This window comes from Nocardia sp. X0981 (assembly GCF_977089955.1).
The window spans coordinates 4,303,383-4,316,806 of the sequence record NZ_OZ372435.1 but is presented as its reverse complement, the minus strand read 5'-3'; the positions used below and the strand labels follow the sequence as shown (position 1 = coordinate 4,316,806).

General features: G+C 67.4%; 13 protein-coding genes. All 13 read right to left on the bottom strand.

Going from position 1 to position 13,424, the window contains the following annotated elements:
- Window positions 1–13: 13 nt before the first annotated feature.
- The 13 genes from mycP to ACYR7D_RS19045 all read right to left on the bottom strand — a co-directional run bounded on the left by mycP (window position 14) and on the right by ACYR7D_RS19045 (window position 13,308).
- Window positions 14–1,423, bottom strand: coding sequence for a type VII secretion-associated serine protease mycosin (gene mycP, locus ACYR7D_RS19105; RefSeq protein WP_459545891.1), 1,410 nt, complete (start codon window positions 1,421–1,423; stop codon window positions 14–16).
- Window positions 1,420–2,901 (bottom strand): type VII secretion integral membrane protein EccD, encoded by a 1,482-nt coding sequence (eccD, locus tag ACYR7D_RS19100; protein WP_459545890.1) that lies wholly within the window; start codon window positions 2,899–2,901, stop codon window positions 1,420–1,422. Before eccD ends, mycP begins: the two co-directional genes overlap by 4 nt.
- Entirely contained in the window at window positions 2,898–4,322 is a 1,425-nt protein-coding gene (eccB, locus tag ACYR7D_RS19095) for a type VII secretion protein EccB (protein ID WP_459545889.1), read from the bottom strand. The genes eccD and eccB overlap by 4 nt, the downstream gene beginning before the upstream one ends.
- Before the next feature lie 74 nt (window positions 4,323–4,396).
- Window positions 4,397–4,702 (bottom strand): WXG100 family type VII secretion target, encoded by a 306-nt coding sequence (locus tag ACYR7D_RS19090; protein WP_459545888.1) that lies wholly within the window; start codon window positions 4,700–4,702, stop codon window positions 4,397–4,399.
- A 40-nt stretch (window positions 4,703–4,742) separates the two neighbouring features.
- On the bottom strand, window positions 4,743–5,066 hold the full coding sequence (locus ACYR7D_RS19085; protein WP_459545887.1) for a WXG100 family type VII secretion target: 324 nt from the start codon (window positions 5,064–5,066) through the stop codon (window positions 4,743–4,745).
- 67 nt (window positions 5,067–5,133) lie between these two features.
- A complete protein-coding gene (locus tag ACYR7D_RS19080) occupies window positions 5,134–6,381 on the bottom strand; it encodes a hypothetical protein (protein WP_459545886.1) in 1,248 nt (415 codons plus the stop codon).
- Window positions 6,378–6,689: a hypothetical protein gene (locus tag ACYR7D_RS19075; protein ID WP_459545885.1), complete on the bottom strand. Its 312-nt coding sequence runs from the start codon at window positions 6,687–6,689 to the stop codon at window positions 6,378–6,380. The genes ACYR7D_RS19080 and ACYR7D_RS19075 overlap by 4 nt, the downstream gene beginning before the upstream one ends.
- Window positions 6,682–7,014 carry a YbaB/EbfC family nucleoid-associated protein gene (locus tag ACYR7D_RS19070; protein WP_459545884.1) on the bottom strand — a complete coding sequence of 111 codons (333 nt, stop codon included), beginning with the start codon at window positions 7,012–7,014 and terminating at the stop codon, window positions 6,682–6,684. The genes ACYR7D_RS19075 and ACYR7D_RS19070 overlap by 8 nt, the downstream gene beginning before the upstream one ends.
- Complete coding sequence (locus ACYR7D_RS19065) at window positions 7,007–7,354, bottom strand: hypothetical protein (RefSeq protein ID WP_459545883.1); 348 nt, start codon at window positions 7,352–7,354, stop codon at window positions 7,007–7,009. The genes ACYR7D_RS19070 and ACYR7D_RS19065 overlap by 8 nt, the downstream gene beginning before the upstream one ends.
- Window positions 7,351–9,876 (bottom strand): hypothetical protein, encoded by a 2,526-nt coding sequence (locus tag ACYR7D_RS19060; protein ID WP_459545882.1) that lies wholly within the window; start codon window positions 9,874–9,876, stop codon window positions 7,351–7,353. Before ACYR7D_RS19060 ends, ACYR7D_RS19065 begins: the two co-directional genes overlap by 4 nt.
- 39 nt (window positions 9,877–9,915) lie before the next feature.
- Window positions 9,916–10,731: an ESX secretion-associated protein EspG gene (locus ACYR7D_RS19055; RefSeq protein ID WP_459545881.1), complete on the bottom strand. Its 816-nt coding sequence runs from the start codon at window positions 10,729–10,731 to the stop codon at window positions 9,916–9,918.
- A gap of 127 nt (window positions 10,732–10,858) precedes the next feature.
- Complete coding sequence (locus ACYR7D_RS19050; protein WP_459545880.1) at window positions 10,859–11,599, bottom strand: ESX secretion-associated protein EspG; 741 nt, start codon at window positions 11,597–11,599, stop codon at window positions 10,859–10,861.
- The gene (locus tag ACYR7D_RS19045; protein WP_459545879.1) at window positions 11,596–13,308 is read right to left on the bottom strand and encodes a WXG100 family type VII secretion target; all 1,713 of its coding nucleotides are present in this window, start codon (window positions 13,306–13,308) and stop codon (window positions 11,596–11,598) included. Before ACYR7D_RS19045 ends, ACYR7D_RS19050 begins: the two co-directional genes overlap by 4 nt.
- Between the last annotated feature and the right edge of the window lie 116 nt (window positions 13,309–13,424).

The window sequence follows — 13,424 nt, the reverse complement described above, 5'->3', positions numbered from 1 at the left end:
CGGAAAGCTCGGTTCACTCATCAGCGTCCTTTTCCTCATCGCGCCGGTAGAGAAGGCTCAATACCTGCCCGACGGCCACCCCGCCGAGACATACGGCGGTGCCGATCAGCGCGATCCGGGCCGGTAACGGATCCCGCCGGGGCGGTAGCGCCGGCGCGGCGACCCGGATGCTCGTCTCCGCCCCGATGTGCACATCACGTTCGGGTAGTTGGGCGGTGAGCGCCGCCACCGGGTCGACCAATCCGGCGCCGAGCCGGTCGTCTCGTCCGGGGCCGGGCGAATGCGCCGTTCTGATCACCCGTTCCATCACGGCTGCGGCGGACAGTTCCGGGTATCGGGACCGAACGAGCGCCACCACACCGGCGACGTAGGCGCTGGCGTAGCTCGTGCCCTCGATCGGATGGACACCGTCACGCGCCGGTACGGCGTCGACCAGACCGCCCGCCCCGGGCGCACTGTCCAGTGAGACGATGTCGCGACCCGGAGCAGCGACCGAAACCCACGGACCGAACAACGAGAACGGCGCCGCACCGCCGTCACCGGCCACCGCGCCCACCGAGAGCACGTAGGGCGCGAAGTACGCCGGGCTGGCCACAGTACGCACCGCTTCCCAGCCGCGCCCGTCGTTCTGTGCTTCGCACGGGCCGGAATCGCTGAGATCACCGGCCGCGGCGACGACCACCACATTGCGGTCGTAGGCGAATCGCACAGCCGCCCCCAGCGCGCGATCGGCCAGGTCGGATCCGGCGGCGGAGCAGGCCACCGTGGGGATATTGATCACCGTCGCACCCAGCGCGACAGCGTGCACGATCGCCGAGGCCAGGGTCGCGGTGGTACCGAAACCACCGACGGCGAGCTGACCGGGTAGCCCACGATGGTTGTAGTCCTTCGGCTCATAGGCCAGGCTCAGCTGGCGTATGGCGAGCACTGTCGACTCCGGTGCCACCCCGGTGAACCCGTCGTCCGCGCTGGGCTGCGCCGCGATCAGACCCGCGACCAGAGTGCCGTGCCCATCGCAATCCTCGGTGCCGTCGGTGCCGGACACGTAGTCTCCGCCGCCGATGAGGTTCGGCAACCGTGGATGGCGGGTGACGCCGGTATCGATCACGGCGACGATCTGCCCGCGCCCGCGGGCGAACCGCCAGGCCGTCGCGAGATCCAAGGGCCGCTGCGCCACCGGCGCCGTACGCGGCGGTTCGCCGGTCAGCAGCAACCGCTGGCATACCGTCACCTGCTGGGCCGGCTCCGGTGGACGGGGCGGTCCGGCCGGTGGCACCAGAGCGGGGTCGATGGCCGGCGGCATCGCCATCGCGGGAACGGCGACTGTGCCGGCGGTCCACGACGCGGCGAGAGCCGCGCAGGCCAGCACGGTCAGCAGAGCACGCCGAGGTCGCGGACCCGTAGCGGGAATGTAGCGCTTCATATGTTGCGGGCCAGGGCGTAGAGGTCCATGATCCAGACGACCAGCGGCAGTATCGCCACGATGAGCCCGTATTCGAACAATTCTCCTCCCCGGCGGACCAGCGGAGAAGGGTCGGTGGACGGTCCTGCCACACCGAAGAAGAAAGCGGCCGCCGCCAGCGCCAGCAGAGCGCCGGCAATCGGTAGTGCCGCCCCTCCGGCACCGATTCCGAGCCCGAACAGCAGCGCGAGCAACGTACCCGAACCACCTCCGATCAATACGCCCGCCTGGACGAGATCGGCGTAGGCGCGACCGCGCAGGATCAGCACCACACCGGCGATCACCGCGAGGGTGATGCCCTGCCAATGCCGCGACCCGAACGGATCCGCGGCGACGAAGGCGCCGACCGCGGCCGTCACCGTCGCACCGATGATCATGCCGGACTGGAACTCGTTGGCTGCTCGCGCTTTCTCCGACAGACCGATCGCCGAAGGTAGGGCTGTCGCGCCGATCACGCCGATACCTTCGATCGTCGGGCGCGGCTCGTGATCGGCCGGATCGATCACCCCGCCCGCGGTGGGGACCGGCGGCACCGGAAGTTTCGCCGCGAGCCGGGACAGCTGAGCGGTGGGGGTGATGAAGGTCAGTGCCACCGCGACCCCGGCCGCCGCGATCTTCACCGGATCGATATCGCCGACGACCATGACACCCGCCGCGACCCCACCGAACACGGCGAGTGTGAGGGTGGCCGCGACCAACGTCGCTCCCGAACCGGTCAGCCGGTACATCGACGCGACGACCACCACGGTGCTCGCGCACGTGATCAGAGCGTGCGGGCTTCCCAGCTCCCCCGGTACGAGCAGTGCGACACCGGGCCCGAACAGCACCAGCGCGCACCACAACAACACCGCCGCCACCGTCGCCTCGCTGCGCCGGCGCGCGACGATCACCGCTGTCACGAACGCCGCGATACCGACCGATACCGCGAGCGCACCCGCCGCGATCCGGGTTCCCGACACCGCGAGCAGCACCATCGCCAGCGGGGCGGCCAGCAGCGCGACAGCGAGCCCCAGCCGGCGCGCCGCTGTATCGCTCCAATTCCGGGACGCGCTGTCGGTCAACCGGGCGATCGCGTCGATGACATCGTCGAACAGCGGTAGCGGCTCCTTCGAGCGCACCGAACGCAGTAGGAGCAGGTCACCGTCGAAAATACCGGCCTCGGCCAGTGTCGCGTCCAGCGGGATCGGCGGCTGCCCCAGCCGGCCCAGCGTCCAGTGTTCGGCGGCCCGCGGCGCGTTCTCGTCGGGCTCGGCCGATGGAGCGTTGCGCGATTCGATCACGGCCACGAGGTCACCGATGAACGTCACCAGCGGAACGGTCGCCGGTAACCCGAGGTCCACCTGGGTCGTGGCGCTGATCACCGATACCCGGCGCAGTTCCGGTTCGCTGAGCGCCACGGGTTCATCGTCCGCGATACCGGCCTCTTGCACATTGGTCATCTCATCTGTTCCTGTGCGAGCGAATCGTGCGCCATCAGAGCCGCGGTGCGGCTCAACGAGGGTCCGGGGACCAACTGTCCGACGATCTGCCATGGCGCCGGTTTCGGCTTCCGGCCGAGCCCGAGAATTTCCGCGGTACCGATATCCGGGATGCCGTAACGCACTCCGGTATCGGCGATGTAGAACAACGACGCCCGCCGCTCGCTGCCCGGGTCGTTTCCGGTGGCCTGGACGAACTCGCCGGAACTCGGGCGGAGATAGGCCGCATCGATGCGATCGGCGTCGGTGCCCGCGCTGGCTTGGACGGCAGGCCGGGCCGAATCGGCCAGGGGCCAGTTCCGCCCGGTGAGCAACCGCAGGGTCGCCTCCTGCGCGGTGCCGATCCGGGACCACGCGACACAGGCGACCGGTATATCGGCGGATACGATCCGCGGGCGGATCACCGGGAACATCCCGATCGGCAGCTCCTCCACCACCGCGACACCGCGCAGCGCGTCCGGAGGTATCGCCGGAACATCGCTCATGCCCTGGGAATCCGCGTAGCGGATCACCTCCGCGGCAAAGGGCGAGATAGGCTGCACACCCCCCGCGACCACGACATACAACTCGGTGCTGGCCGGGCCGATCACCTTGATCACCGAGCCGATGGTGGTATCCGGAACCGGTCCCGGCTCCCCCGCCCGGGGAATGACCGGTGGTGCCAGCGCCGGTACCGGAACAGTCGCGTTGAGCAAACCCACGCCCACCTCCCGGAACCGGGTACCGGCTCGCAACTCCAGGGCCCGGCTCACGGCATCGTTGCCCGGATCGAACTCGGCGCGCCGGCCTCCCCACAGCAGGTAATGCTTGCCCGCCGCCGACACCAGCATCGCTTCGTCGCCGGTGAGAGGGTGGATCGTCTCGTCGAGCCGCGGGGCACCCGCTATCACGATCCGGGACAGGCCGTCCCGCGGTATGAGCGATTCACAGATGCTCCACTCCGAGTGCTCCGCGTCGGCCGCCGAACCGAGCAAGGCGCCGGGGGCACCCGGTATTCCGAGTAGCGGGCCGCGCGGAAACGATGCCAGCTTGGATTCCTTGACGGAAGTGGGTTTTTCGGCCGATCCGGTGATCAGCCGCGCGGAGGCCGTGTTGAGCACCGGATGCAGGGTGCCCTCCACCATGACATACAGCGCACCGGTGTCCTTGCCGATCACGATCTTCGCGTCCCCGACCTGGCCTTGCGGACGCAACAGGCCGAGTATCGCGCAACCGGCGACGATGAGCACCGCGAACATCAGACCGACGACCATCGATCTGATCTGCGCACGCATCGGATCGTGCAGCATCCGCACATCCCGGCGCACCAGGGCGTGCTGGATTCGCTTCAACAAGAAGCGGTACCCGTTGACCTGGGCTCGGGTGGTCAGTTGGGCGGGCAACAATCACTCCTCGGGATGGCAGCAGGCCGAACGTGCCCGTCCTCCGGGAACGGGCACGTTCGTACTGTTCGAATTCACAGGGGCTCGAACATATCCGCGATCTGTTTATCGGTTTGCCGCATACCGAGTTGCGCCTCGATCACCCTGCTCGTGCCTTTTGCCAGCACTTGCTGGATCTCGTTGAGCGAGGTCATCATATTGGCGAATGCTCTCGAGTAGCCGCCGTGGCCCTGACCGCCCCACACCTCCATCAGTTTCTTGTCCTGGTCTCTTGCCGCCTGTTCGTGCTGGGTCAAACCGTCGTAGTGTCCGTTGAGCATTTGAACCAGCGCATCGATACCCGCGTGGTTGTAGTGTGTCAATCCATCGTTCGGAGCCATTTTCGTCCTGTCTTCGGTGGTTTCCAGGGAAAACTTCGAATCAGACCGTCTGCGACAGCGTGGTGAAGGTCGACGCGGCGTCGATTTCCTGCGCTGCAACCTTTTTGGTTCCGGTGCCCATTGCTACGGTCAATTCGTCGAGCCTTTGGTTCAATTTGACGATACTGGTGTTCAATCGGGTCTGGAAATCGACGAACGCGGCTCGCGCTTCGCCCGCCCAGGACGGGGCCGAGGCAGCGACATCGGCCTCCAGATTTCGTGCCGTAACACGGATCGCATCGACGACGAAAGACGACATATCGTCTTTCGCTTTGTTGATCGCCACGCTGTCCTGGAGCATATCCGTCTCATTGGGAGTGGCCATGGTTCCTATTCCTTTTCTGGTGTATTCGATCGGATCGATCGATTGTTTCGGTTCGATGAGCAGAGGCTCATAACGAGAGGGCGCGATCCGGTGGCTCGGACAATTCGTCCGGTGCACCGATCACCGGTGTCGCCGATTCCAGCGCCGCGTCGTCCACCTCCTCACCGCGGGCCGCGACAACAGGACTGTGTTGCTGTTCGTCGCCCGGATCCCCGGCACGCGGCGCCATCGCCATCGGGCCCGCGAGCGGCATCATGGACGCCGCGCTCATCGCTTGGGTGGTACGAACCTCCTGGGCCACCGCACCGCTCACGCCGGTCCCGACGACCGTTCCCGTCTGCGTCGACAGGCTCGTCCGCAGGACGTTCTGCTGGAACGGCCGCGATATCGCACCCGGGCGCAATACCGGCGCGGCCGAGCTCATACCGGTGGCCGCGAGAACTCCGGTCGATCCCCCAGCGGTATACGGCGCAAGCGGGGTCGAGGTCTCCTCGCCCGGCTGCGGTCCCGGCTGCCGGGTCGCGATCCGCTCGACCTCTCGCGCACCCCGTTGCAACATACCGGCCACCGGCTGCGCCATCTGCGTCATCTGCTGCAACGCCTGCTGGCCGCCCCCCGCGGCCGCGCTGGGCGCACTCGTCACCGCTACCGGCTGCCCGACACACTCCAGCTGACACTTGCAGGCTTCCAATACGCAGCGCACCTGCGCCACCACCGCCGCCGATTCCGCGGCCGCCTCGGCCGCCGCGGCCGCGATCCCCGGCTGCCCGCCCGGTATCGTGGCCAGTACCGCCGTCGTACCGGCGAGCTTCGCCGCGATGGCCGCCAGCTGCGCGTTACCGGACAGCACCGCCGCCGCGGCCTCGGAGACGATCCGGTTGATCTCCCCCGCCTGCGTCGAGATCTCCGCCGCGTCCGACTGCGCCTGAGCACTCTTGTCCGCCGCCGCCTGCGTCCCTCGACCGGCCAGCCCGGTCAGCAAACCGATCGCCGAGGAACCCAGCGAGACGGCCTGGGTGAGACCGTTGACGATCTGCGCGAGAACGGCCTGCGGATTCACCCCACCCAGCAGATCGAGCCGACCGGAACCGAATTGGCCGAGCATATCGGTGATCGGCGCGAGCAGCGCGACCGGATCGAGCGCCGGCAGCGGTGGTAATCCGGGCAACGGCGGCAGCGACGGAAACTGCGGCACCGGGACACCGAGGCTCGCCAGCACCTGGTCGACCGGCTGACCGACCAGCGGTCCCGCCGGTGACCGGCGCAGAATCTCCGCCACCGCAGGATCCAGTGGGGCGGTCGGCAGCGCGTTCATGCCCGCAGAGTGGTGAAACTCGTGGCCGATCCGGCTTCGGTGATCTCGACCGCGGCCGCGGCGACACCCGCTGTCGCCGCGGTGGCCGCATGCACCTGCGCCAGCTGTGTGACAGCGCGGATGTGATTGGCCTGCGCCATCGCGAACACCGCCAGGAAATCGGCACCGATAGGACCGAACACCGGTGCCGCGGCCGCCACGGTGGCGGCTTGATCCACCGCGCCCGCGGTGGCCACCGCCGCGGCCTGGGTCGCGTTCACCGAGCCGTATTGACGGAAAACATCGGGGGCGATGAGGATTTCATTCATGGTCGATCTCTCCTGCGTTTGTGTTGAACGAATCGATCGAAGCCGCTTGCTCACCGAAAGCGCGCCGGGCGGCGGCGGAAGCCACCGCCACCAGCTCCCGTTCGAACCGAGCAGCGGGCATCCGGGAAATCGCGGGCGAGAGAATCAGCTCGACCATGGCGCCGTTACCGTCGACCACCACCGTGATCGCGCCCTCGGCGCCTTCCTCGGTCACCCGGATCGCCGCGAGTTCGGCCTGTAGCGCCGCCAGCCGCTCCGCATGACGGACCAGACGCGCCTGCACCGCGTCGATATCGTTGCCGGGAACGCCCCTGTGCTCAACCAAAGGACGCTCGCAGCCAGCTACCCGGGTCGTACCCGCCCTGTTGTTCCTCCGCTTCCTCGGCGCGGGCGACCTCCGCGGCCGTGGGCAGTCCGAGCCGGTCCATCACTTCCCGATCCGCACCGGCCTCCGTCAGCGCGTTCCGGCGTGCCAGCCGCGCCCGGTTCCCGGCCTGCCGGCACAGCCGCATGATCTCGTCGGCCAATATGTGTGGATCACCGCGCAAAGCGGCCCCGTGGACCGAGATCGCGGTGGGCAAACCCAGTTCCGTGGTCTCCACCGACACCAGTCCGGTCCGGGAGACCGCCGATCCGGTGAAGTATTCGGGTTCGGGCGGGTTCATCGGTCGATCACCGCCTTGTACACGGCCGGCGCTTCCCCGAGCGCTTCCTCGAGATGCTCGGTGGACTGCAGGAATTTCGGCCGTTTGTGTTCGCCGTCCTGACCGCCCTGCCCGGTTCCCGCGCCGGGAGCGCCCGGCGATCCCATCATCGGCTGTTGGTATCCCGCCGGGACACCGGCTCGGGGCTCACCCCCGGGTATCGGAGTGCCGCCCTCGCGGGCGGACACTTTCGGCCCGTATTCCCGGGGCGGTTCGAGCGGCTGGCCGGGTATCGCGGCCGGACCCGCGCCCGGCGCCCCGCCGCCCCCGCCGCCCCCGAGGCCGCCGGGGGGCGCGCCGGCGGCGAGGTCCCGCAACGCCGCGGGGATATCCGGCACCCCGGGCAACGGCATATTCGGCAGGGCCCCCGCGTGGAAGAGGTTGGTCAGGCCCTGCCCCGCCTGCTGCACGAAACTACCCACCTGCTGCGCTACTCCGGCGAGCCCGCTCAACGGGTCCTGCCCGGCGAGCGGAGTCGCGAGGCCCGCCTGGGGTGTCGCGGCGGGAGCCGATAAACCGGGGGCGGTGGTTCCCGGCGCGAGTGCCGGCCCGGGTACCGCGGCGGCTGGCGTGGTCGCACCGGCCGGAGCGGTGCCCACGGGGCCGGGGGTATTCGGAGCCGCGGTATCCGCCGGCTGCGCCGTCGCGGCGAGCTCGGGCGGCGTTGTGGTGTCGCCCGGATCGGTCGTCGGCGCCGGCTGGGCGGGTGTCGTCGCGGGATCGGCGGTGCTCCCGGGCGCGAGCGTAGCGGCGGGATCCGCCGTACCGGGGTTGTTCACCAGGTCCTTGCTGTCCTTCAGCAGCCGGTCCCCGGCCTCGGTGAAATCCTTGGTGAGCTCTTCGGCCCGGTCGGTGGTGGACTCACGGAACTTCTCGGCCTTCGCGAGGGCCTGATCGACGGATTTCCGTTGTTCGGCCGGCAGCGCCTGCCCTGCTTCGCGCAGCGCTTTCTCCGCGCGAGCGATTTCTTTCGCGTCCTTGGTCTTGATCTCGGTGAGAGCCGCACGCATAGCCCGCTGACCGGCGGTGACCTGCGTACGCCCCTCGGCGACCTTGTCCTTGCCCTCCGCGATCAAACGCCGCCCCTGCGCCATCAGCGCGGCGGCCTCCTGCGTCCGGCCGGCGGCGCTCGCCTGCTGCGCCTGCTGCATCAGCTGGTTACCCTGCGCGATGAGCTGCGCGCCCTGGCCGATGTTCGTCTGCCCGTCTTTGATCCGCTGGGCACCTTCCGCGATCCGGTCCGCGTTCTTCTGCAGGTTCTTCTGCGCCGCGTCCAGCTTCTCGAAGCCCTGCTTCAGTTTGTCGGTCTGCCCGGTCGGACCGGGGCTCCCGTTCTGGGGTGTGTTCGCCGGCCCGCCCTGCGGGCCGGCACCGGGGCTACCGGGTTTTCGATCCCCTGTGTCCGCCTTCGGCTGCTCGGTCCCGGGTTTCGGCTGCGCTGCACCGGACTTCCTCGTGAACTCGGGAATCACGGGTACCCAGGCAGCGGCCATGGGCTTCATATAGAGGTTTTCGTAATCCACTCGGATCACGGGTAGCGTTTTCAGAGCACCACCGTTGGTTTTGAATTTTTCCACTCTGTGCCGAGCCGCCGCGTAGGACCTTTCCGCTTCGCCGTCCACCGGCATGTTCTTCCAGGTGGCCCACAGCCATCCTGCGAAATACGCGAGAACCTTACCCATATTATTCATGCCCTGGGAAAGATCCTTCATATGGGCGACATAGGCTTTGTTTGCGTTTGCGGCCGCTTTCTGCCCCGGCCCCGACCAGCTATCGAAAGCAGCGTTCATATCCCGAGAGAACTGTTTCAGGAGCTCTGCCACTTGCGTCGACATCGTGAACCACAGCCGGGCATCGGCCTCGAGCGGCGCGTGGTCGATCGTATCGGCCAGCCGGGCCAGGGCAGGCGCCAGCAGACCCGAACCCGGCGGGGGCGCGTCCTTCAGATGCTTTACCTCACCGGCACCGAATCCTTCTTTTTCCGGGTCGATTATCTCACCGGACGCTCCACGATCGGATTGGCCGAAACGATCTGCCTCCACCCGGTCCCGCAGACCTTGGTCATCGAAACTGTAATCTTTTCGGGCGGATTCCGGAAGTTCACCGAGTTTCATGAAGGCAGCGGCCGATTCCGCTTCGGTACGCCGGTATTGCCGACTGGCGAAAAAGAACATGTCCTGCATATGACCGAAAGCGGTGTCCAGCTCTTTCAGAGCATCGACCAGCCGCGATTTCTGCTCCACGAGCATATTTTTCAGCTCCCAACCGGCCAAGCTTCCCGATACATCACCGAATTCAGCGTTCTGCACGCTCAACTCTTCCGCGTTCGCGATGATCGTTCCGAGTGCTCCACTCGCCGCCTCGAGTGCATAGAGAGCCTTCTCGCCCGCCGCCGGAGAGAAAACGATGTCCTGGTTTCCTCGCTGGTCAGCAGCTTTCACCTGTTGCGTGATCTGCTGCCAGACATCGCGTTTACCGCCCATCGCCCGACCCCCTTGTCCGATGATCGGTCGCGAAATACATCATCGGCAGACACTCCGGCGTTCGTCGTCTACGAGGAGCTGGATTTCCTCGACTTCTTCCGCCAACCGAGTGACGAACGATGCGGTATCGGTGGCCCTCGCCACGTAAGGGGACCGGTAGGCGATGGTATAGCGGCCGTCGCCGGCGATATCACGCCAGCCGAGGGCGCGGCGGCCCTGGCCGGCCGGGCCGAACACCGAACGCCCCTGAACGATATCGATGGAACCCACTCCGGCGAGCGGTTTACCCAGGAACTCCGAGTGGTCCTCGGTGTCCTGGTCGTCGAACGTATCCCGGAAATCCGATCGGCCGTACGAATAATCCATTTTCTCGGCGCCTGCATGGGGCTCGTCGGGATCAGGCAGAGGGACCATCACCTGCTGACCGGGGCCCCTGGCGGGGAGTCGGGCAACGATATCCGATACCCAATTGATCGAGTCGTGCTCCGAAAGGGTGAAACCTGCGGCGTGGTAGATACTTTCACCTGGACGTTGATCCACTACGAAACAACGATCCCCGCTGCTGGTGGCGTAGATACGGATGGCCTGCTCGTCGCCGGTGTCCGGAGCTGTCAGTCCGAAGACCGCGAGCACGATATCCGGCTGGGTCAGCGCGGTGAATACGGTATCCAGTTCCGGATCGTCGTCCACAGCCACTGCGGCGGCAATTCTCCGGCATTCCCGCAGGTAATCATGGTTGGAACCGAAATTCGTGGTGATGACGAGTGGTTCGGGCAGCGATTCTCCGGTCAGACCGTTCCAGCGCACAGCGAACTCCAGGTAGTCGAAGTTCCAGGTTCTGATCGGCCTGCCCATCGCCCACACTCCTTATCAGTGAACGTTTGTCTCCAATGCTTTCACCGGGGGCAAAGACACTTCCCATGACAGGGAATACGATGGAAAGGTAGTGCTCGGCCGCAGCGCCGGACCACCGGTCCGGCGGTTATCTCCGCTCGTCGCGAATGGAGGCCACGATATGAGCGACCGCGTTGTTGAGTGCCGCGGTCAAGCGTTTCGCATCCACCGGCGCGGCCGTGGCCGGCGAGTCGCCGGTGATCACGTAACGGCCGTCACCCAGCACATCGCGCCAGCGCAGCGCCCGGCGGACCACGCCGCGGGGACCGTAGCGCGAACTTCCCTGCACGACGCCGATCGCGCCCTCCAGCGCGGTGGGCAGGCGCAGAAACCGCTCACCACGTACACGCACCGCTGAACCGAACTCGAATCCGGCTGCCGGGAGGGGGATCTCGCCGTATTTTCCGGGAACCACCGCGGGCAGGGCATCCACCACCATCCCGGCCAGCGCGGTCGCCTCCCCCTCGATGATCCGGTAACCGCCGCTCCGGTGCAGGGATTCGCCCGGCAGCTGGGTCACCAGGTATCCGGCCGGCCCCCTGCGGACCCCCAACATTCGCAGGTGGCGGCGGGGGTTTCGCGGGTCGCGCGGATCGGCCCCGACCACCGTGATACGCAAGTCCGGGCGGGCGATACAGGCGAGGATCGTCTCCGGCAACCCGGTGCCCCGGGCTCGCAACCGCTCCGCCGTCATCCGTTTTTCGTGTTCGGCGTCGGCGAGTGACCGGGTTCCGGAGATGTAGAACAGTGGTTCGGGCAGGATCACCTCGCCCGTTCCTTCCCAGGCCACCACGAACTCGAGGTCGGTGAGCGTCCACGTTCTGCTCATCGGTCGACCACCGGCCGGTACACCGGCGGCAGTTGTCCGATCGCATCGGCGAGATGTTCCTCGGATTCGAGGTATTCCGGAGATTTGTGCTCCTGCTCTTCCTCACCGTCGCGCCGACGCCCCGCCACCGCCCCTGGAGCACCCGGTGCGCCGGGAATCCCGCTGCGGGATCCGGCCCGCACCATATCGTCCGGCGCGATACCGGCGCGAGGAACGGGCCGGGCCACCGCCGGACGTGGTCCGGGCTCGGGTGCCCGGCCCGGTGGCGCGCCGCCGGAGCCCGCTCCGATAGCGCCGAGCCGGCCAGGGAAAGGCCGGGTACGCCACGGGTCTCCGGTGCTCGCCGCCGGACCGGGACCGCCGAGATAAGGGGCGATACCGCCACCGTCGAGCGGCTCCGCCGCTCCGTTCACGGCACCGGCCGGATCCGGTGCCGGGTTCCCGGGTTCCGCCGGAGCCATGGCGAGGTCGGCCGGGCCGAGGTTGTCGGCGCCGTCACCGAACGGCCGATCGAGAGCCGGATCCTGGGCGAGGCCGGGGGCCGAGCCGTTCTCCGCCGGTACCGGCCCCGGCGACGGGTCGGCGGAGCCGGGTGGCGTACTCGACGGCAGGTTGTCGGTTCCGTCGGGGGGCGTGTTCCCGCCGGGATCGGTGGACTCCTCCGGATCGTCGGCGTAGAAGTCGTCGAGACCGTCCACCATCGCGTCGTCGTATTGCGCCGGTGACAGGCCGGCGCCGTCGCGGTTCTTGTCGTCCGTCAGATCCGTTCCCGGCCCGCTGGGGCCCGGCGCCGCGGGGGGCGCACCGTTTCCACTCACCATCGACGTGGGCTGCGGAAGCGTCGGCAACTGGATCGCGGCCTTCAACGGCCCGGTGTACAGAGCCTGCATACTGCCCTGGTAGGCAGGCGTCATACTCAGCTTTTCGTGTTCGGTGAACCGAGTCGACTGTGGCATCCCCGCGGCTGTCTGCCGGAGCGCGTCACCGATATCGTCGAGTTTGCCGACGATATCGTTCATCGCGAAAAGAAGACCGTGCACGTCATCGGTGTACCGCTGTGCTGCCGCGAAAGCCTGGGTGCCCCCGTCGCCCCGCCACTGATCCCGCTTCGCTCCGACCGCGGTATCGAACAACCCGAACGAGTTGCGCAGTGTCGATGCCATCGTGGTCCACAGCGCCGATGTGGCATCGACCGGAGCCGGATTGATTCCGGCGCCGAGTTCGAACAGCTCGTCGAACGACATCGACTGCGGATTCGTCCAGTCCACCGTGACCTTCTCGGTGTCGGCATCCCGGAGCAAGGATTTCTTCGGCGCTGCCAGCACATCGGCCACCGCGTCGGGCAGCGGCACATGCATGATGACCTTGCTCAGCGCATCGGCCGAGTGGTGTTCGGTGTAGTTGTAGTACGTTCCGGCGGCGCGCAGGGTATCGGCCATATCGGTCAGGACCGTGAGATGCGAGTCCAGGACGTCGGCGAGTCCGTGCGCCGTTTTCACCCCGAAGGCCCGGGCTATACCGGCACCGTCCGGTAGGGGGCTCACCGGCCGGATCGGTACGGCACGGGCCATCTCCTGCACCCCGCGTATCCATCCGACCAGGTCGTACACCGCGCTGCTCACCTTGTCGAACACCGATTCGTCGATATGGATCTCGCCGTTCGCGGCACTGGCCGCCAACCCCTGCCAGGTAGTCGCACCACCAGCCATCCGGAATCCACCTCACTGCACCGAGACTCGGGTTCATCTTCCCCAGCACCGCACGGCCACTTCCCATAGCGGGGGACACCGGCCCGGAGCGGCCGTCCGGCCTTCGAAGAGGCCCG